The sequence below is a fragment of the Mumia sp. zg.B53 genome (assembly GCF_019550935.1).
Classification (GTDB): Bacteria; Actinomycetota; Actinomycetes; order Propionibacteriales; family Nocardioidaceae; genus Mumia.
This window is the reverse complement of record NZ_JAHWCK010000002.1, coordinates 520,750-538,823: the sequence shown is the minus strand read 5'-3', so window position 1 is coordinate 538,823 and position 18,074 is coordinate 520,750. Positions and strand designations below refer to the sequence as shown.

At 71.7% G+C, this 18,074-nt stretch carries 20 protein-coding genes and 2 tRNA genes; 5 read left to right on the top strand and 17 right to left on the bottom strand.

Annotation, left to right across the window (positions count from 1 at the left end; genetic code table 11):
* Positions 1-144 precede the first annotated feature (144 nt).
* Together KV102_RS13770 and KV102_RS13765 are read left to right on the top strand one after the other, a co-directional pair.
* Complete coding sequence (locus KV102_RS13770; RefSeq protein ID WP_220346597.1) at positions 145-402, top strand: acyl carrier protein; 258 nt, start codon at positions 145-147, stop codon at positions 400-402.
* An 80-nt stretch (positions 403-482) separates the two neighbouring features.
* On the top strand, positions 483-1,028 hold the full coding sequence (locus KV102_RS13765; protein WP_220344260.1) for a hypothetical protein: 546 nt from the start codon (positions 483-485) through the stop codon (positions 1,026-1,028).
* 11 nt (positions 1,029-1,039) lie between these two features.
* Here KV102_RS13765 and KV102_RS13760 read toward each other — a convergent pair whose 3' ends face one another.
* Positions 1,040-1,537: a DUF3145 domain-containing protein gene (locus tag KV102_RS13760; protein WP_220344259.1), complete on the bottom strand. Its 498-nt coding sequence runs from the start codon at positions 1,535-1,537 to the stop codon at positions 1,040-1,042.
* A gap of 161 nt (positions 1,538-1,698) precedes the next feature.
* Between KV102_RS13760 and KV102_RS13755 the strand changes: the two genes are divergently transcribed.
* Complete coding sequence (locus KV102_RS13755) at positions 1,699-2,364, top strand: NAD(P)H-binding protein (RefSeq protein ID WP_220346596.1); 666 nt, start codon at positions 1,699-1,701, stop codon at positions 2,362-2,364.
* A gap of 18 nt (positions 2,365-2,382) precedes the next feature.
* Here the strand turns inward: KV102_RS13755 and KV102_RS13750 are convergent, their stop codons facing one another.
* Both KV102_RS13750 and KV102_RS13745 read right to left on the bottom strand, forming a co-directional pair.
* Positions 2,383-2,649, bottom strand: coding sequence for a hypothetical protein (locus tag KV102_RS13750; RefSeq protein ID WP_220344257.1), 267 nt, complete (start codon positions 2,647-2,649; stop codon positions 2,383-2,385).
* Between the two features lie 96 nt (positions 2,650-2,745).
* Positions 2,746-2,820: transfer RNA gene (locus KV102_RS13745), tRNA-Ile, on the bottom strand.
* Between the two features lie 64 nt (positions 2,821-2,884).
* Between KV102_RS13745 and KV102_RS13740 the strand changes: the two genes are divergently transcribed.
* Complete coding sequence (locus KV102_RS13740; RefSeq protein WP_220344256.1) at positions 2,885-3,640, top strand: PIG-L deacetylase family protein; 756 nt, start codon at positions 2,885-2,887, stop codon at positions 3,638-3,640.
* 66 nt (positions 3,641-3,706) lie between these two features.
* Here KV102_RS13740 and KV102_RS13735 read toward each other — a convergent pair.
* The 5 genes from KV102_RS13735 to KV102_RS13715 all read right to left on the bottom strand — a co-directional run bounded on the left by KV102_RS13735 (position 3,707) and on the right by KV102_RS13715 (position 8,639).
* Positions 3,707-3,779, bottom strand: a tRNA-Asn gene (locus tag KV102_RS13735).
* Between the two features lie 62 nt (positions 3,780-3,841).
* The gene (locus KV102_RS13730) at positions 3,842-4,357 is read right to left on the bottom strand and encodes a hypothetical protein (protein ID WP_220344255.1); all 516 of its coding nucleotides are present in this window, start codon (positions 4,355-4,357) and stop codon (positions 3,842-3,844) included.
* Positions 4,358-4,375: 18 nt separating this feature from the next.
* Entirely contained in the window at positions 4,376-5,239 is an 864-nt protein-coding gene (locus tag KV102_RS13725; protein WP_220346595.1) for a sigma-70 family RNA polymerase sigma factor, read from the bottom strand.
* 118 nt (positions 5,240-5,357) lie between these two features.
* Positions 5,358-7,298, bottom strand: a complete 1,941-nt coding sequence (gene dnaG / locus KV102_RS13720) for a DNA primase (protein ID WP_220346594.1) — start codon at positions 7,296-7,298, stop codon at positions 5,358-5,360.
* 54 nt (positions 7,299-7,352) lie between these two features.
* Positions 7,353-8,639, bottom strand: coding sequence for a deoxyguanosinetriphosphate triphosphohydrolase (locus KV102_RS13715; protein WP_308290335.1), 1,287 nt, complete (start codon positions 8,637-8,639; stop codon positions 7,353-7,355).
* A 138-nt stretch (positions 8,640-8,777) separates the two neighbouring features.
* Between KV102_RS13715 and KV102_RS13710 the strand changes: the two genes are divergently transcribed.
* Positions 8,778-9,755 (top strand): alpha/beta hydrolase fold domain-containing protein, encoded by a 978-nt coding sequence (locus KV102_RS13710; RefSeq protein ID WP_220346593.1) that lies wholly within the window; start codon positions 8,778-8,780, stop codon positions 9,753-9,755.
* A gap of 24 nt (positions 9,756-9,779) precedes the next feature.
* Here KV102_RS13710 and mutM read toward each other — a convergent pair whose 3' ends face one another.
* The 9 genes from mutM to KV102_RS13665 form a co-directional block, all read right to left on the bottom strand.
* A complete protein-coding gene (mutM, locus tag KV102_RS13705; protein ID WP_220344251.1) occupies positions 9,780-10,631 on the bottom strand; it encodes a bifunctional DNA-formamidopyrimidine glycosylase/DNA-(apurinic or apyrimidinic site) lyase in 852 nt (283 codons plus the stop codon).
* A 15-nt stretch (positions 10,632-10,646) separates the two neighbouring features.
* On the bottom strand, positions 10,647-11,483 hold the full coding sequence (gene rnc / locus KV102_RS13700) for a ribonuclease III (protein ID WP_220344250.1): 837 nt from the start codon (positions 11,481-11,483) through the stop codon (positions 10,647-10,649).
* Between the two features lie 10 nt (positions 11,484-11,493).
* A complete protein-coding gene (gene rpmF / locus KV102_RS13695) occupies positions 11,494-11,679 on the bottom strand; it encodes a 50S ribosomal protein L32 (RefSeq protein WP_220344249.1) in 186 nt (61 codons plus the stop codon).
* Positions 11,680-11,681: 2 nt separating this feature from the next.
* Positions 11,682-12,269: a DUF177 domain-containing protein gene (locus KV102_RS13690; protein ID WP_220344248.1), complete on the bottom strand. Its 588-nt coding sequence runs from the start codon at positions 12,267-12,269 to the stop codon at positions 11,682-11,684.
* Between the two features lie 125 nt (positions 12,270-12,394).
* Positions 12,395-12,877: a pantetheine-phosphate adenylyltransferase gene (gene coaD / locus KV102_RS13685; protein ID WP_220344247.1), complete on the bottom strand. Its 483-nt coding sequence runs from the start codon at positions 12,875-12,877 to the stop codon at positions 12,395-12,397.
* Positions 12,870-13,436, bottom strand: a complete 567-nt coding sequence (gene rsmD / locus KV102_RS13680; protein WP_220346592.1) for a 16S rRNA (guanine(966)-N(2))-methyltransferase RsmD — start codon at positions 13,434-13,436, stop codon at positions 12,870-12,872. The genes coaD and rsmD overlap by 8 nt, the downstream gene beginning before the upstream one ends.
* Positions 13,433-14,146 carry a DinB family protein gene (locus KV102_RS13675; protein WP_220346591.1) on the bottom strand — a complete coding sequence of 238 codons (714 nt, stop codon included), beginning with the start codon at positions 14,144-14,146 and terminating at the stop codon, positions 13,433-13,435. Before KV102_RS13675 ends, rsmD begins: the two co-directional genes overlap by 4 nt.
* Positions 14,143-16,356: an ATP-dependent DNA helicase RecG gene (recG, locus tag KV102_RS13670; RefSeq protein WP_220346590.1), complete on the bottom strand. Its 2,214-nt coding sequence runs from the start codon at positions 16,354-16,356 to the stop codon at positions 14,143-14,145. Before recG ends, KV102_RS13675 begins: the two co-directional genes overlap by 4 nt.
* Positions 16,356-17,969, bottom strand: a complete 1,614-nt coding sequence (locus KV102_RS13665) for a DAK2 domain-containing protein (RefSeq protein WP_220346589.1) — start codon at positions 17,967-17,969, stop codon at positions 16,356-16,358. Before KV102_RS13665 ends, recG begins: the two co-directional genes overlap by 1 nt.
* Between the last annotated feature and the right edge of the window lie 105 nt (positions 17,970-18,074).

The following is an 18,074-nucleotide window of genomic DNA, read 5'->3' as shown; positions in this document are numbered from 1 at the left end:
GTTGGTGTTGCCGCGATCCGCGCACCCCGCGCTGGGGGGTTGGGGGGGCCCCCTTGTAGAGTCGTCGGCCGCGTCCGCACCGGGCGCGGCCGACGATCCCGACCGGCGTCTCGTGCCGGTGCCACCCGAACCCCTGAGGTCACCATGCACGCGCCCAACGTCCCTGTGATCGACGAGCTCGCCGCGATCCTCGAGCAGATCGCACCCGGATCGACCACGGCTCCGCTCAACCCGTCGTCGTCGTTCACCGAGGACCTCGGTCTCGACTCGCTGTCCCTGGTCCAGCTGGCGCTCGCCATCGAAGAGCGTCTCGGTGTGCGTATCCCCGACGCCGACCTCGCGACGTTGCGTACGGTCGGGGACGCGGTCGCCTACGTCGAGCGGCGTCTCGCCTCCTCCTGACGCACCCCGCCCGACGGCCCCGTGTGTGGCCCCTCGTGTCGTTTGTCATGATGGAGACCGATCACCGAGGAAGGGCCTTGATGGATCTCAGCAGGGAGACGGCGGACGGCGCGCGCAATCGTCTTGTCCTCAAGATCGTGCTCGGGCTCGTCGCGGCAGGGATCACGATCGGGCTCCTCATGGGGATCGCGGGTGCCTCCGCGATGCGGGCGCTGGGGTTCAAGGCGGACGACGCTCCGGCGGAGCCGGCCGCAAGTTCTCCCACCACCACGCCCAGCGCACCGGACACGGAGCCGACGACACCCGCGCCGACCGCGCCCAGCGCGACGCCCGAGGCGACTCCGAAACCGAAGAAGGAGCCCGCGTTCCGCGCCAGCAGCAGCCGGGTCAGACCCGGGGAGCGCATCGAGTTCCGAGGCCGCGCACCCGGCCTCGGAGCAGGCGCCACCCTGACCATCCAGCGCAAGGGCGACGGCGGCGGGTGGTCGGACTTCCCGGTCCGCCTCGAGACCCGCAAGGGCGGAACGTTCTCGACCTGGATCGTGACGAGCCGGTCAGGGCGTTGGGAGTTCCGCGCGGTTGGTGACGGCTTCTCGTCCCCGTCCGCGACGGTAGAGATCGGCTGAGCGGGAGGCACTCAGCCGACGTGCAGCCAGCGAACCGGCGCCCCGTCCCCGGCGTACCGGAACGCCTCGAGCTCGTCGTCCCACGGACGACCGAGAAGCAGCGCCACCTCCTCCTCGAGTGCCGCGGCCCCCAGCTCGGCCTTGGCCATCGCCGCCTTCAGCCGCTCTTCGGGGACCATGATGTCGCCGTGGAGGCCGATCGCCGCGTGGAAGACGCCCAGCGACGGCGTGGACGAGAACCGCATGCCCTCGCTGCGCGCTGTCGCCTCCTCGGTGACCTCGAAGCGCAACCGGTCCCAGCTGCGCAGGGTCGACGTGAGCGTGGCCGCGAGACCGACCGGCCCCTGCCAGGACAGCTCGCAGCGGTAGGTGCCCTGCTCGGCCGGCTGCGGCGACCACGCCAAGGTCGCGGGCATGCCGACGACGCCTGCGACCGCCCACTCGACGTGTGGGCACATCGCCGACGGTGCGGAGTGAACGTACAGAACACCCCGGGTGGCGTTGCTCATCAGTGCCTCCTGGATCGAGATCCGCCTTCCCCAACGTCCTCGACGGCAGGCACTTCCCTCATTGTGCCGCATCGGGGGGCGACGCACCACGCCTGTTGTGGGTCGTGCCGCTCCGCGTGCAAGGATCGGATGGAACCGTCCCACGCTCGAAGGAGGATCCTGTGAAGGTCGCCATCGCCGGAGGACACGGCAAGATCGCCCTGCTGCTGGCCCGCCAGCTCACGGCAGCCGGTCACGAGGCCGTGAGCCTCATCCGCAAGCCCGAGCAGTCCGACGACGTCCGCGCCACCGGGGCGACGCCCGCGGTCCTCGACCTCGAGCACAGCACCGCGACGCAGGTCGCCGAGACCCTCACGGGATGCGACGCCGCCGTCTTCGCCGCCGGCGCCGGGCCCGGCTCGACCATCGAGCGCAAGTGGGCGGTCGACCGCGACGCTGCTGTCCTCCTGGCGGCGGGAGCGCAGCTCGCAGGTGCCTACCGCTTCGTCGTGGTGTCGTCGATGGGCGCGGGCGAGGGCGATCCCGACAGTGACGACGTCTTCCAGGTCTATCTCGCCGCCAAGGGCCAGGCCGACGACGCCGTTCGAGAGAGCGGTCTCGACTGGACGATCGTGCGTCCCGGCGGGCTCACCGACGACCCCGGCACGGGCCGGGTCGCGGTGGGCGACCACGTGGGACGCGGCACGATCCCGCGGGCGGACGTCGCAGCGGTCCTGGTGGCGGTGCTCGAGGCCCCGTCCACGGCACGCACCACCTTCGAGCTCATCGGGGGTGACGTCCCGATCGACGAGGCGTTGGCCTCGCTGCCGCCGGGCCCGCCGGTCTGACGAGGTCTCCGTCCGGCCTCAGCTGCGGATCGTCGCGATGGCGGAGACGACGTACTCGCGCGGCCGGCTCTTGCCGGTGAAGGCGACCCGCATGCTGCTGTCGTCATCACCCGACCCGACGACGGTCACGTCGTGGCTCACCGCGACGATCTCTCCGCCGCCCTCGGCGGCGACGGTGTCCTGCAGGCGAACCGACACCTCGGCCATGGCGGTCTGGATGCTCGTGCTGGCCGACGAGACGGCATAGACCAGAGCCGTGCCTGCAGCGGTCGGTTCGTTCGACATGGATCGCGTCCTCCGGCAGGGTGAGGGCCCATCTCGGGGCCGCGTTGGTCACGCGCGGACGTCGGGCGTGTTGGCGCACCACCCTCGCGTCGCACGTGGGGCGGGTGGGGCTCGAACCCACGACCTGACGGATTATGAGTCCGCTGCTCTAACCGGCTGAGCTACCGCCCCGGGAAGGACAGCCTAGTGCGGCGAGGGAGGGCGCGAACAGCCCGGACAGGCCTACGATCGCGGGATGACAGACCTCCAGCGCGACGTTCCGCAGGCGCTCGAACCGCTCGACGAGAGCTGGTCCACCGCGCTCGCCGTCGTGGCCCACCCCGACGACATGGAGTTCGGCGCAGCCGCCGCCGTGGCGCGCTGGACCGGTCAGGGCAAACGTGTCGTCTACTGCATGGCGACCGCGGGCGAGGCGGGCATCGACGGCATGGAGCCCGAGACCACGAAAGAGGTCCGGACCGCCGAGGAGATCGAGTCCGCCCGGATCGTGGGCGTCGACACCGTCGAGTTCCTCGGTCTCCCTGACGGGACGATCGAGTACGGCGTGCCGCTGCGTCGTCTGATCGCCCAGATGGTCCGGACCCACCGACCGGAGATCGTGATCACCGGCAACTTCGACCAGTTCTTCCCCAACGGCATCCTGAACCAGGCAGACCACATCGCCGTCGGGCGGGCGACCCTCGACGCGGTGCGAGACGCCGGCAACCGCTGGGTCTTCCCCGAGCCAGGGCTGGAACCCTGGGGAGGCGTGCGTCAGGTCTGGGTGTCTGGCTCGCCGGGCGCTCGCCACGGCGTCGACATCACTGACACCTTCGATGCCGGTGTGGCGTCGTTGCGAGCGCACCAGGCCTATCTGGACGGGCTCGGCTGGGTGGACTTCGACCCGGCGGCATTCCTGGGGAGCATGGCCGAGCCGGCCGGCGCCCTCATGGGCACCCGGTATGCGGCGTCGTTCGAGGTGTTCTCCCTGGGGTTCCCCGACGACGACTGACGGAGGCTCCGGGACACGAGAAAGCGGCCTGACTGCGGAAGTCTCCGCCTGTCAGGCCGCTGCTTGCTCCCCCGACTGGACTCGAACCAGTAACCTGCCGGTTAACAGCCGGCTGCTCTGCCAATTGAGCTACAGGGGAACGCCCCGAAGGCGCGACCGCTAGCCTACCAAGCACGTCGCGGGCCGCCCAAACCGGGGTCGTCAGTCGTCGGACGCGAGCCCGAGGTCGGAACGCACCACCGCCAGCGCTCGGGCGGTCGCCTCCTTGACCGCGGCGTCCTCGGAGGAGAGGCCCCGGTCGAGCAGGTAGGAGAAGGTGACCGGACCCTGCCGGGTCGGGGATCGCCGTGCCACCACCGTCACCGCGTCGCGACCGTCACCGACCCGCTGGTGCGCGCGAGCGAGGATGCTCGCATCGACGCGCTCCCGGGCCAGCTCGACCAGCCGCCCCGACCCTTCCAAGGTGACGACGTCGCGTCGCAGGGCTCCCTCGTCCGCGGTGAGGACGGTGACGGTGGACGCCTCGGCGTCCCACGCGAGCGACTCCACCCGCTCCCACGGGATGCGCCGCCGGTCACCGTCACCGAGGTCGAGGTGCAGGGCGGCGTCCGTGCCCAGCTGCCAGGCGCCACGTAGGTCTTGCTGGGCAGCGAGCACCCGCTCACCGTGCTCGCGGGCGATGTCACGGCGGACCTGGCGGGGCAGGGTGGGGGCCATGTCCCCCATCATCGACCATCACCCTCCGAGCCCGGACACGGCGGGATGCGTCCGCAGCGCTCGCAGCACGCGTCGCTCGGTCGCCCGGACCCAGGCGGTGGTGCGCCCGAGCTCGTCGGCCACGGCGCGGGCCGTACGAGGACCGCCTCCGTCGAGCCCGAACCTGCGCTCCACCACCTCACGGTCGCCTTCGGGAAGCGTCCTCAGCGCCTCACGCACCGCTGCCTCGGCGGTGAGGTCACGGCTGGCGGCCCCCCCGACCACGGCCACGTCGAGACCCGCGGCGTCGAGAGACACGACTGGGGCATCGGCAGCCATCAGGCGCTCGACGACCGACACCGCGAGGCCCGTCCGAGCGGCGATCGCGGCAGGCGCGGGCACACGTCCGGCCTCGTGGACCAGCGCCTCCGCCGCCTCGCGGCACGAGACCGCGTCACGCTCAGCCCTCGGAGGCAGGCGCACGGCACGCCGAGTGCTCATGCCGTCGGACACGTGGCGGCGCACCCATGCGACGGCGTACGTCGAGAACCGCGTGCCGTGTGAAGGATCGAACCGGTCGACCGCGGCGATGAGACCCAGCGTCCCCTCCTGGACCAGGTCACCGAGAGGCACGCCACGGTGCTGGTGGGACCGTGCGAGCGCCACCACCAGCCTCATGTTGGCCAGGACGAGGTGCGAGCGTGCCCGCAGACCGATGTCGACGGTCTCCTCGAGGGCGACACGGTCGCCTGGAGGATCCTCGAGCGAGGTCAGCCGCGCAGCAGCGCGCCGCCCGGCGGCGCAGGCCTCAGCGAGGCGGCGTTCGTCCTCGGCGCTCAGCAGCGGTGTGCACGTCAATGCGCGCACCGGATCGAGTCTCAGCGGCACGGGGGCAGGAGGCATGCCCACAGTCTCGTGCCGGGGTCGCCGCCGTCGCGGGCCCGCGCACGGCCGCTGTGGACGGCGCCTGTCATGGCGACAGTGGGGACGAGGTCGCCGCGGGCTCGAGGGTGCTGGCGACTCAGGCCAGCGAGCCGCCGATGGCCCTCTCACGCAGCTGGCGGCGCTGCTGCTCGAGCGCCACCAGGTCGCCGAACATCGCGTTGTAGTCGGCCGTCGACTCCAGAGGATCGGTGCGCTGCAGCCTCGACTTGACCGCGGCGATCCTGCGCAGGATGGCGAGCTCCTGGACGCGGGCGGCGAGGGCGACGACGAGCGCGGCGTCAGGGACGCCCGACACCGGCAACGGGTCGACCGACAGATGGGCGAGCGTGCGCTGTGCCTGCGGGTCCCCGAGGCGGTCGCGAACCCGGGCGGCCCAGGCGTCGTCGGGCTTCGACGGCAGCCCTTCCGCCTTCGCCGCCGACCAGATCGCCGTCGCGTACGGGTGCGTGAAGACGTCGTCGTCGAGCGCGTCGGCGTACGGGGCGAGGAGGTGAGGGTGCTGGACGAGCACCTTCAGGAGCTCGCGCTCGTCGGTGAACCGCTGCTCCCCCAGGCTCGGCACCGGCGCCACAGGCTCGTCGACCGCAGGACCCGACGTCGGGCTTGCGCCGTCGGTCGCCCCTGCCTCGTCGGACCGGCCTGCGCCACGGCTGCTGCTCGTGCGCGTGGCGGGGCGCGGAGCGGGACGGCGGCGGGCCTCACCCAGCTCGCGGCGGACCTCGTCGAGCTCGACGCCCACCGTGGAGGCGATCTCGCGGACGAACTGCTCGACCTTGCCCTGGTCGCGGACCGCCGAGACGAGCTCGACCGCCGATCGAAGGGCGTCGACCCGTTGGTCGGCGTGGTCGAGGTCATAACGGGCGACGACGTTGCGCAGCACGAAGCGGTAGAGCGGGATCCGGGACGCGACCAGCTCCTGCACCGCCGCGTCGCCCTGGTGGAGCCGTACGTCGCAGGGGTCCAGGCCGTCGGGCTGGACGGCTACGTAGGTCTGGGCGACGAACTGCGCGTCGCCCTCGAACGCGCGCATGGCGGCCTTCTGGCCCGCCTCGTCCCCGTCGAAGGTGAAGATCACCTCGCCGCGCATCGCCTCGTGGTCGAGGAGCAGCCGCCGGAGGACACGGGCGTGCTCCTCCCCGAACGCCGTGCCGCAGGTCGCCACCGCCGTGCCGACGCCGGCCTCGTGACAGGCCATGACGTCGGTGTAGCCCTCGACCACCACCGCCTGGCTGGACTTGGAGATCGCCTTGCGTGCGAGGTCGACCCCGTACAGGACCTGGCTCTTCTTGTAGAGAGGCGTCTCCGGGGTGTTGAGGTATTTCGCCTCGATCCGGTCGTCGTCGAAGAGGCGGCGCGCGCCGAAGCCCACCACGTCGCCGGACGCGTCGCGGATCGGCCACATCAGGCGGCCACGGAAGCGGTCGTACGGTCCGCGGTTGCCGCGGGCGACGAGGCCGGCGGCCACCAGGTCGTCGTCGGCGAACCCGCGCCCGCGGAGGTGCCGGTAGAGCGCCTCTCCGTCGCGAGGGGCGAACCCGACGCCGAAGCGTTCGGCCGCGTCGCGGGAGAACCCTCGCTCGGAGAGGAACTGGCGCCCCTTCACGGCGACCTTGTCGGACGCGAGCTGGTCGGAGTAGAACTCCTCTGCGGCGGCGTTGGCCGCGACCAGTCTCCCCCGCTGGGCGAAGTCCCGCTGCGGGCCTGCTGGACCATCGACGTAGGTCAGGGTGATCGCGTACTTGGCGGCCAGTCGCTCGACGGCCTCGCTGAAGCTGATCTGGTCGATCTTCTGGAGGAACGTGAAGACGTCACCGCCCTCTCCGCAGCCGAAGCAGTAGTACATCCCGCGCGACGGAGTGACGTTGAACGACGGCGACTTCTCGTCGTGGAACGGGCAGAGGCCCTTGCGGGAACCACCACCGGCGTTGCGCAGCGTCACGTACTGCTCGACGATCTCGTCGATCCGCGCACGCTCGCGCACTGCTGCGATGTCGTCCTCGCGGATCCGGCCTGCCACGCAGGCGAGTCTACGGTGCTCCCACGAGCCGGCCGCCGCCGTGCACGACGATGCCTAGAGCAGTCGTCGTCCCCAGGCGCGGGCCGAGTCGTCGGTGAGCGACGCCACCTGGTCGACCACCACGCGAAGCCGCGCCTCGTCGGAGTCGGCCAGCCGCAGGTCGGCCGCGAACGGCGCCTCCAGCAGCTCCGGCCCCTTGGTGACCAGGATCTCGACGAGACCGGTGAGGAGGGTGCGCTGCTGCGCCAGCAGCTCGACCCTGGCGTCGTCACGCATGACGTAGTGCGCCGCGACCGCCTTCAGGACCGCGATCTCGTCGCGTGTCTCGTCGGGGACGACCAGGTCGGCCTCGTAGCGGGTCAGCGGGACCGACCCGTACGACGCACGGGTCGCGTCTCGCGCAGCCGCCGCGAAGCGTCCGACGAGCGCGCTCGTGAGTCCCTTGAGCGCGCCGAGCGAACGGCGGCTCCCGTCGTACGGCGAGGTGGGCCACTCGGGCATCGCGGTGAGCCGGGAGTACGCCGCGTCGAGCCGGCGGTCGGACGCGTCACGGACGTACCACTCGCGGACGGTCGACCAGATCACGTCGCGGTCGTCGGGGATGGCGAACAGGTCGACGCTGCCGGCGACGATCCCGTCCTCGACGTCGTGGACGCAGTAGGCGATGTCGTCGGAGAGGTCCATCACCTGGGCCTCCACGCAGCGGCGGTCGCCCGGGGCGTCGCGGCGGATCCAGCCGAAGACGGCGAGGTCGTCGTCGTAGACGCCGAACTTGCGCACCAGCCGCGGAGACCCGTCGCCGTGGGTCCCCTCCGGGACGGGCGCGGCGTCGCGGGTCCACGGGTACTTCGTGCAGGCGTCGAGCGTCGCCCGCGTGAGGTTGAGGCCGACGCTGACGCCGTGCGGGTCGAAGGTCTTGGCCTCCAGCCTGGTGAGGATCCGCAACGTCTGAGCGTTGCCCTCGAACCCCCCGCACGCCGCCGCCACCTCGTCGAGCGCGCGCTCGCCGTTGTGCCCGAACGGGGGATGACCGAGGTCGTGAGCCAGCGCGGCCGAGTCGACCACGTCGGGGTCGCAGCCCAGCGACTTCCCGAGCTCCCGGGCGACCTGCGCGACCTCGAGGGAGTGCGTCAGACGGTTGCGCACGAAGTCGTCGGTGCCGGGTCCGACCACCTGGGTCTTGGCGGCGAGACGACGTAGCGCCGCCGAGTGGAGGATGCGTGCCCGGTCACGCTCGAACGCGCTTCGGCCGGCCCGCTTGGGCGGCTCCGGCACGACCCTCTCGCGGGCCGATGCGGGGTAGGGCTCGCGCGAGGGGGCGGGCACGTCGGGCGGGGTCACGTCCACGAGCCTAGCGATCCGTCAGACCCTCTTGCGCATGCGTGCGGGAGGCCATACGTTTCGGAACGCCGTTCCACCGTCCTCTCGGGAACGCGTCGGTCGGTGCCGTGTCCATCACCTCACGCACCAGGAGCACCGTTGAAGAACTCGTCACCGCGGCGTCTGCCGCGCCTGCTCGCCACTGCCGCCGGAGCCGTCGGCGCGATCGCCGCACTCCTCGTCGGCTCGCCGCCTCCGGCGTCGGCCGCCGTCGCCTGCTCGGGCTACTCCTCCTCCACCACCACCTGTGTCAGCTCCCCGATCACGGTCGGCGGCACGTCGTACGCCGCCGACTGGTACCTGCCCAACGGGACCGCCACCGGGCTGATGCTGGTCGAGCACGGCTTCAGCCGCAGCTGCAAGCACCTCCGCGGCACCAGCAAGGCGATCGCGCAGAAGGGCCTGATGGTCGTCTGCCTGAACGAGGACATGACAGCCGGCAACCCCGGGCTCGCCACGATCATCGGCAACGCCCTGGCCGACAGGGCCGTCGTCCCACCCAACGGCAAGCCCCTCCCCACGGCCTACATCGTCGGAGGCCACTCCGCGGGCGGGCACTTCGCCGCCCTCGTCGGGCAGCGACTCGCTCAGCGCGGCTACGCCGGGCTCAAGGGCGCCGTGCTCTTCGACCCGGTCGCGGCCGACGGGTTCACCGCCGCGCTCCAGGCGGTCTCTGCCGGCGGGTCGCGCCCGGTCCTGAGCATCGCTGCGCGCCCGAGCGTCATCAACCTCTTCAACAACTCGTTCGGTGCACTCACCTCGCTCGGCGCGGACTTCGTCGGTATCCAGCTGGTGTGGTCGAAGATCTCCCTGGGCACCCCGAGCGGCGGCAGCTGTCACATCGACAGCGAGGGCGAGAACACCGACTTCATCGGCGTGGCGGGAGCGCTCTGCAGCCCCAACGCCACGCAGACCGCTCGGCTGCGTGACTTCGCCTCGACCTGGGCGAAGGACCTCGCGACGGGCACACGCACGGCGTCGCACTACTGCACGGACGCCGACGTGGTCGCCACCTGCGGGTCGGTCGTGAGAGACCTCGTCGACCGGTCGCTGCCGCTCGCGGCACCGATCCGATGAGGTGACGTGTCCCCGCTGTCGGCCTCACCAGCGCCCGTTGCGCGGCCGGGGCTGGCAGCGGGGGCACGTGTACGACGAGCGGTTCATGAAGGAGTCGCGCCGGACGGGTGTCCCGCAGCGCGAGCACGGCTCGCCCTCCTGCCCGTACACCTCCAGCGACCGCGAGAAGTAGCCGCTCTCGCCGTTCACCGCGACGTACAACGCGTCGAACGACGTACCGCCTTGCGCGAGCGCCGCGGTCATCACCTCCCGTGAACCCTCGAGCACCCGCTGCGCCTCGGCCCGCCGGAGGGTGTCGGTGGGCCGGGCGTAGTGCAGCCGCGCGAGCCACAACGCCTCGTCGGCATAGATGTTGCCGATCCCCGAGACGAGCGTCTGGTCGAGCAGCGCACGCTTGAGCCCCGTCCGACGACGGCGCAACCGATCGACGAACTCCGCGTCGTCGAACGAGTCGTCGAGCGGGTCTCGCGCGATGTGCGCGATCTCGGAGGGCAGCTCGGCCCCGCCGTTACTGAGGGCCAGCCCGCCGAACATCCGCTGGTCCACGAACCGCAGCTGCACGCCGTCCTCCAGGTCGAGCACGACCCGGAGGTGTCGCTCTGTCGGGGCGTCCGGCGGCTGCACCAGGAACTGGCCGCTCATCCCCAGGTGCGCCAGGACTGCGTCGCCGGACTCCAGCGGCAGCCAGAGGTACTTGCCGCGACGTGAGGCTCCCAGCACGCGGTCGCCGGTGAGGCGCAGCGCGAAGTCCTCGGGCCCGGCGAGGTGGCGACGCACGGGGCGGGGGTGGAGCACCTCGACCCGCTCGATCCGGCGTCCCGACACGTGATCGGCGAGGCCACGCCGGACGACCTCGACCTCGGGAAGCTCAGGCATGGCTGGCCGACCGGCTCAGGAGTCGGCGCGTGACCTGGACGTGCCGGCGCCAGAACCTGCCGCGGCGGCCTCGGCCGACTCCGCGGCATCGACGACCTCGGCTGCCGGGGCGACGGTGCCGTCCTCGTGATCGACCGCGTCGACGGTCGCCTTGATGGCCCGCCAGGCCGTCTCCGCGACCTGCTGCTCGGCTTCCTTCTTGGAGTGGCCGGTGCCCTCGCCGTAGACCTGCCCGCCCACGCGGACGTGGGCGGTGAAGGTCTTGTCGTGGTCGGGACCCTCCTCGGTGAGGCGGTACTCGGGCACGCCGAGGCGTCGGTCGGAGGAGAGCTCCTGAAGACTCGTCTTCCAGTCGAGGCCAGCGCCGAGCTCGGCAGCGCGCGCCATCACCGGGTCGAAGAGCCGGTGCACGACCGTGTCGGCGCCGCTGAACCCGTCCTGGAGGTAGACGGCCCCGATCACCGCCTCGACGGTGTCGGACAGGATCGAGGACTTGTCGCGACCACCGGTCGCCTCCTCGCCCCGCCCCAGCCTCAGGTAGGCGCCCAGCCCGAGCGTGCGAGCCACGTCGGCCAGCGCGCGGGCGTTGACGACCGCAGCTCGCAGCTTGGCGAGGCGGCCTTCGGGAAGGTCGGGGTGCGCGTTGTAGAGCGTGTCGGTGATCACCAGACCGAGAACGGCGTCCCCCAAGAACTCGAGCCGCTCGTTGTTGGGGATGCCGCCGTTCTCGTACGCGTACGACCGGTGCGTCAACGCCTGCGTCAGCAGCCCCGGCGCGAGGCCGGGCACGCCGAGGCGCTCCAGAAGGGCAGCGTTCGCTGCCCCGTCACCGTCGTCGACGACGTCGGACACGAGAGGCTTCTCAGACGACCTGGCGCAGCTCGCCGCGGGGACCGTACTGGCCGCAGTCCGGGCAAGCGCGGTGCGGCAGGTGCTTGGCGCGGCACGCCGGGTTGGCGCAGATCACGAGCTGAGGCGCGGAGGCCTTCCACTGCGAACGACGGTGGCGGGTGTTGCTGCGCGACATCTTGCGCTTCGGGACTGCCACTTCTACTCCTCGTTTGGGCCGGACTCACGCCCGGTCTGGTCCGTACCGCCCGCGGGGCGGTCGTTGCCTTGCTTCAGCTGGCTGAGCGCCGACCACCTCGGGTCGACGGCCTCGCCGTGTGTGTGCTCTGGGTCGTCCGCGAGCCGTGCTCCGCACTCGGCGCACAGTCCCGGACAGTCCGGGGCACACAACGGGTTGTGCGGAAGTGCGAGCACCACCGCGTCCCGCAGGACAGGCTCCAGGTCGAGCAGGTCTCCCTGGAGTCGGGCGATATCGTCCTCCTCGCCCTCGTCGTCATACACGTACAGCTCCTGAAGGTCGACGGTGACCTCACCGTCGATCTCCTGCAGGCAGCGTACGCACTCACCAGAGGTGTGCACCGAGGCGGTCCCTGTCAGCAGGATGCCTTCCATGACCGACTCGAGCCGGAGATCGAGATCGACGTCACTTCCCTCGGGCACGCCGAGCATGTCGACACCCATGCCCGCCGGAGCCTTCGCCGAGTAGGTGAACTCGCGCTGCGTTCCGGGTCGGCGCGCGATCTCGTGCGTGTCGAGAACGAACGGCGCCCGGGAGTCGAGCGTGGTCACACGTACTCCTTAAAGGCATGGCGAGGTGCGGCCCAGTTGCAGGCCACGGACCAGGATAGCGAACCCACCCACGCGAGCGCGAACCCGCATGCGCGGGTGGCCCGCCGGGCGCCAGGCCCCGCGGGCTACCCCTCGGCGGCGAGCTTGCGCTCGAGTGCCGCGAGGACCACCGGCGGCACGTGCGGAGACACGTCTCCCCCGTGTCGCGCGACCTCCTTGACGAGGCTGGAGGCGAGGAAGGAGTATTCCGGGCTGGTCGGCATGAACAGCGTGTCCACCCGGGCCAGCGTGGAGTTCATCTGGGCCATCTGGAGCTCGTAGTCGAAGTCGGAGACCGCCCGGAGACCCTTCACGACCGCCTGGATGCCGTGGGCGGTGCAGAAGTCGACGAGCAGCCCGGAGAACGTCATCACCCGGACGTTGGCGAGATCGCCCAGCACCTCCTCGAGGAGCGCGACCCGCTCGGCCGTGTTGAACATCACCCGCTTGGAGTCGTTGATCCCCACCGCGACGACAACCTCGTCGAAGAGATGGGACGTGCGGGCGACGATGTCGACGTGCCCGAGCGTCACCGGGTCGAAGGATCCGGGGCAGACGGCCCTACTCATGCGGCCGACCGTACCAAAGCGTCGTCTCGCCATAACGGCGGTCTCCGAGCGGCTCGACGGCCTCGGGCCACGCGAACGCGCCGTCGCGGGTGGAGCGCTCGACGACCACGATGCCGTCGCTCGACCACCATCTCTGGGACGTCACCACCGCGACCACGGCACTGACCTCGTCGTTCGGCACGTCGTACGGAGGGTCGAGGACGAGGAGGTCGTACGGCGCCGGCGGCGGCGTCCGGACGAACGAGCGCACCTTCTCCGCCACGACGTCGACGGCGCCGGAGACCCCCAGCTCACGCGCGTTGCGGCGGATCACCTGCGCCGTACGCCGGTCGGCCTCGACAAGCGTCGCGTGGACCGCCCCACGCGAGACCGCCTCGAGGCCGAGAGCGCCCGACCCGGCGTACAGGTCGAGCACCCGTACGCCGTCGAACCCGCCGAGCCGCGTCTCCAGCGCGGAGAACATCGCCTCGCGCACACGGTCGGAGGTCGGCCGCGTCGCGGAGCCGGGCGGGGTCGCCAGCCGCCGGCCGCCGAGCGCGCCCGCGATGATCCGTGTCATGAACGCCCTCGCTCGTCGATCTCCAGGTCCCGCAGCGCGAACCGGAGATGTTCCCACTCCTCGTTGAGGACGACGTGCAGGCACTGCAGCACGCTCACCCTGACCGTCGGCCTCCACGGGTCGACGCGTGGCTGGGCGAGGAGCTCGTGAGTCACGTGGTCGAGGAACTCTCTGACCAGCGCCTGGTGCTCGCCACGGACCGCGAGGATCTCCTCGTACGAGGTCGGCTCGCGGAAGATCGTGACGTCGCCGCCGGTGTCGGCGAACTCGGCGAACGGCTGGCCGATCGGGTGGTACGGCTGCTGCTCCCCGAAGATCGCGCCCTTCAGCCAGACGTCCGTCGCCATGACGAGGTGGCGGAGGGTCTGGGCGAACGTCCACTCGCCGTCGACCGAGACGCCCTCGCGCCCGCGCGCCGTGACGAGCGCCCCGGCCCACGCGGCCTCCACGGCCGACCAGGCCTCGCGCAGCCCGTCGGCGTCGGTCGCGTCCTTGAGCTCACGACCGGGGAAGCGCTTGGCAAGCTCGCTCTCAACGTAGGGCGCGACGTCGATCCCGTTGACGAAGAGCGGACCGTCGGCGAGGTCGGGCGTGTCGAGATCCATCCCCGCGACGTAGACCCCGCGCATCACCACATCGGCCAGGTCGGAGCGGACGACCCTCGCCCCCGACAGGTCTTCGTCGACGAACTCCCTGCGCTCACCCGTCATGTCTTCTCCAGGTAGTCGGCCTGCGTGCTGTCCTCGAGCTCGCGCACCACCGCGGCCAGCGCCGCGTGGGCCGCGAGCGACGGGTCGTCGGCCACCACCTCGGCCGCGTCCTCTCGCGCGTCGGAGATCACCTGCTCGTCGCGCACGACCGAGAGCAGCCGCAGACTCGACCGGACCCCGGACTGGCGAGCCCCGAGCACGTCTCCCTCGCGCCGCATCTCCACGTCGAGGCGCGACAGGGCGAAGCCGTCCGACGTCGCGGCGACGGCGTCGAGGCGCTCGCGCGCGGCGCTCCCGGCGGGCGCGCCCGTCACCAGCAGGCAGAGCCCGGCGTGCGCGCCGCGGCCGACGCGTCCGCGGAGCTGGTGGAGCTGAGAGACGCCGAAGCGATCGGCGTCCATGATCACCATCGCGGTCGCGTTGGGGACGTCGACGCCGACCTCGATCACCGTGGTGGCGACGAGGACGTCGATCTCACCCGCTGCGAAGGCGCGCATCACCGCCTCCTTGTCCTCGGCTGCCATGCGGCCGTGCAGCGCCGCGGTCCGCAGACCGGCCAGCGGCCCGTCTCGGAGCAGCTCGTGCAACGCGAGGACGGAGGTCAGGGGGCGTGCGGACTCGTCCTCGGCGGGCTCGAGCTCCGCGCCGTCCTCGGAGGCGTCCGCGCGGTCGCCGCCGTCGCCGATACGCGGACACACGACGTACGCCTGGCGTCCGTCGGCGACCTCCTCACGCAGTCTCTCCCACGTCCGGTCCACCCACGCCGGCCTCTCCGCGACCGGCACCACCGTCGTCTGGATCGGCTGCCTGCCCCGCGGCAGCTCGGTCAGGGTGGAGGTGTCGAGATCTCCGAAGACGGTCATCGCCACGGTCCGCGGGATCGGTGTCGCCGTCATCACCAGCAGGTGCGGCGCATCGACGCCCTTGGCGGTCAGCGCCGCTCGCTGCTCCACGCCGAACCGGTGCTGCTCGTCGACCACGACGAGCCCGAGCTCGGCGAGCTGCACCTTGTCCTCGAGCAGAGCGTGGGTGCCGACGAGGATCCCCGCCTCTCCCGACGCCGCGTCGAGGAGCGCCTCACGTCGGGCCTTCTGGCCCATCGAGCCGGTCAGGAGACGCACCCGGGTCGCGGCGTCGGCCGACCCCAGCATCCCCGCCTGAGCCATCGGTCCGAGCATCTCCACCATCGACCGGTGGTGCTGCTGTGCGAGCACCTCCGTCGGCGCGAGCAGCACTGCTTGTCCACCGGTGTCGACCACCTGGAGCATCGCGAGCAGCGCCACGACCGTCTTGCCGGAGCCGACCTCGCCCTGAAGCAGCCGTTGCATCGGCTGGTCGCGGTCGAGGTCTGCCTCGATCTGGGCCGCGACCTCCTGCTGCCCGGCGGTGAGCGCGAACGGCAACTGCGCCTCGAACCGGTCGCGGAGCCCGTCGGCCACGTGCGGGCGCCTGGTCGCCGGCGCCGACGACAGCGCGTGCCGGCGGACGGCCAAGGTGGTCTGGAGGACGAACGCCTCCTCGTACTTCAGGCGCTCCCGCGCCCGCTGGTAGTCCTCGAGCTCGCGGGGACGGTGGACGTCCTCGTACGCGGTCCTCAGGTCGACGAGCCCGCGCCGGCGGCGTACGGGCTCGGGGACGGGGTCGTCGACCTCGTCGAGCGCGTCCAGCACGATCGCCACCGTCTTCTCGATCGTCCACGACGACACCGCCTGGGTGGCGGGATAGATCGGCACGATCGTGCCGGCGTACTCCTCGGCCTCGTCCCGCGCCTCCTCCTCCGACCCGGTGGGACGGATCTCCGGGTGCAGCAGCTGCTTGCGGCCACGGAACTCGCCGACCTTGCCCGCGAACATGCCGAGGGTGCCCGGGCGCAGGCGTTGCGCGATCCACGGCTGACGGAAGAACGTGAGCACGAGCTCGCCGGTGCCGTCGGTGACGACGACCTCGGTGCGGACGTTCTTGCCGCCGGGCCGCCCGCCCCCTTTGGGCCGGAACGGGTACTCCTTGACGTGCACCACACGGGCGAGGACGGTGACGTGCTCGTCGACGCGCAGCGCGGCGAGGTCTGTCAGCGACCCCCGCTCGGCCAGACGTCTCGGGTAGTGGCGGAGCAGGTCGCCGACGGTCGTGACGTCGAAGCTCCGCTCGAACGCGTCGGCGGTGCGCGCGCCGACGACGTTGGCGAGCCTGGTCCGTGGTCCGACGCCCACTACTCGACCGCCACCAGCAGCGGGTAGCGCTCCTGCCCGCCGTCGTACACGACCAGCTCGACGTCGGGTCGCCGCGCCCGCAGCCAGCGTTCGACCCGCGGCACCACGTCGTCATCGAGCCCGGCGCCGGTGACGAGCGTGACCAGCTCGGCGCGCCCGGTGATGAGGCGGTCGAGCACCTGGCGTACGACGTCGGCCTGCTCGTCGCCGATGATCGAGAACTCGGCGTCGACGACGCCGAGCACGTCACCGACCAGGCAGGGACCTGCCATCGTCATCCCGGACTCGGTCGCGACCGTGATGGCGCCGTGCTGGGTCCCGCGGGCCGCACTGGTCATCGCCACCACGTCGTCGTCGAACGGGTGACCCGGCTCGTGGACGGCGACCGCGGCGAGCCCCTGCACCTGCGTCCACGACGGGATCACGGTGGCATGCACGCCAGCCTCGCGGGCCTGGGAGGCGGCCGCGTCGCAGACGGCACGGAAGTCGCGGCTGTTGGGCAGCACGATGACGTCGTCGGCCCCGCAGTCGAGGATCGTGTCGAGGACGGTGCTGACAGCGAGCGGACCGCCGGGCACCGTGGTGACCACCACCGCGCCGGCATCGCTGAACAGGGAGGCGAGTCCTGGCCCGGCCGCGACGGCGACGACGGCCCGGCTGCCGGAGGTGCTCGCACGGACGCCAGCCTGCTCGGCGAAGTGGGTGACGGCGATCCGGTACGGCCGTCCGGCATCGAGCCCTGCCTCGATCGCCGCACCGACGTCGTCGACGTGGACGTGGACGTTCCACAGACGGTCGCCGCCGACCACCACGAGACAGTCCCCCAGGCCGTCCAGGCGCGAGCGCAGCGCGGGGACGGCCGCGTCGTCGGCCTCCAGCAGGTACATCACCTCGTACGACGGCCCCGCGCCGTCGAGGGTGTGGGGGCCGGTGTCGTCGACGAGCGGTCGCGGGAGGTCGGCCGCCGGCTCGGGGTCGGGGACGAAGCGGCCGGTGATCAGGTGCTCGGTGGTGTCGAGCACGACGACCAGCGCACGTCCCCCGGCATCGACCACGCCGGCACGGGCGAGGCGGTCCAGCTGCTCGGGCGTCCGAAGCAGCGCCTCGCGAGCCGCCGCCGCGGACGCGCTGACCATGGCGGCCAGGTCTCCCTCGGCCGCGACGACGTCCTGCGCCGCCTCGGCCGCCCGACAGGCGACGGTGAGGATCGTGCCCTCGACCGGGTGGCCGACCGCCGCGTACGCCGCCGCCGAGGCCTTGCTCATCGCATCGGCGAGGCTGGCTGCCGACACCTCCGCACCCTCGGAGTCGGCCAGCACCGGCAGCGCGGCGCGGAGCAGCTGGGCCATGATCACGCCGGAGTTGCCCCGCGCGCCGAGCAGCGCACCGTCGACGTAGTCGCGCACGACCGTCGGGAGTGGCGCGTCCTGGTCCAGGGCGGAGACGATCGCCTGCGCCGCGGCCTCGAAGGTGACGTAGACGTTGGTCCCCGTGTCCCCATCGGGGACCGGGAAGACGTTGAGCGCGTCGATCTCGGCGCGCGCTGCGCCGAGAGCCTCGGTGCAGGCCCGCGCCCAGGTGGCGAAGGACTCCGAGGAGACGTGCGTCGTCATGGTCTGAGAGACTATCCCTGGGCAGGCCCGCACCGTGAGCGACGAGGCCGATTGGCTCCGGCCTTGCTCGATCAGATAATCTTGATCTTTGGTATCCCCCCTTCG

Bases quoted from the DNA above. Each gene is read 5' to 3' on its own strand.
- KV102_RS13770 (WP_220346597.1), top strand. From the start codon at position 145: ATGCACGCGCCCAACGTCCCTGTGATCGACGAGCTCGCCGCGATCCTC.
- KV102_RS13675 (WP_220346591.1), bottom strand. From the start codon at position 14,146: ATGACGGGTGAGCGCAGGGAGTTCGTCGACGAAGACCTGTCGGGGGCG.
- KV102_RS13725 (WP_220346595.1), bottom strand. From the start codon at position 5,239: ATGCCTCCTGCCCCCGTGCCGCTGAGACTCGATCCGGTGCGCGCATTG.
- KV102_RS13750 (WP_220344257.1), bottom strand. From the start codon at position 2,649: ATGTCGAACGAACCGACCGCTGCAGGCACGGCTCTGGTCTATGCCGTC.
- coaD (WP_220344247.1), bottom strand. From the start codon at position 12,877: ATGAGTAGGGCCGTCTGCCCCGGATCCTTCGACCCGGTGACGCTCGGG.
- rsmD (WP_220346592.1), bottom strand. From the start codon at position 13,436: ATGACACGGATCATCGCGGGCGCGCTCGGCGGCCGGCGGCTGGCGACC.
- KV102_RS13665 (WP_220346589.1), bottom strand. From the start codon at position 17,969: ATGACGACGCACGTCTCCTCGGAGTCCTTCGCCACCTGGGCGCGGGCC.
- KV102_RS13740 (WP_220344256.1), top strand. From the start codon at position 2,885: ATGACAGACCTCCAGCGCGACGTTCCGCAGGCGCTCGAACCGCTCGAC.
- mutM (WP_220344251.1), bottom strand. From the start codon at position 10,631: ATGCCTGAGCTTCCCGAGGTCGAGGTCGTCCGGCGTGGCCTCGCCGAT.
- KV102_RS13730 (WP_220344255.1), bottom strand. From the start codon at position 4,357: ATGGCCCCCACCCTGCCCCGCCAGGTCCGCCGTGACATCGCCCGCGAG.
- KV102_RS13765 (WP_220344260.1), top strand. From the start codon at position 483: ATGGATCTCAGCAGGGAGACGGCGGACGGCGCGCGCAATCGTCTTGTC.
- KV102_RS13760 (WP_220344259.1), bottom strand. From the start codon at position 1,537: ATGAGCAACGCCACCCGGGGTGTTCTGTACGTTCACTCCGCACCGTCG.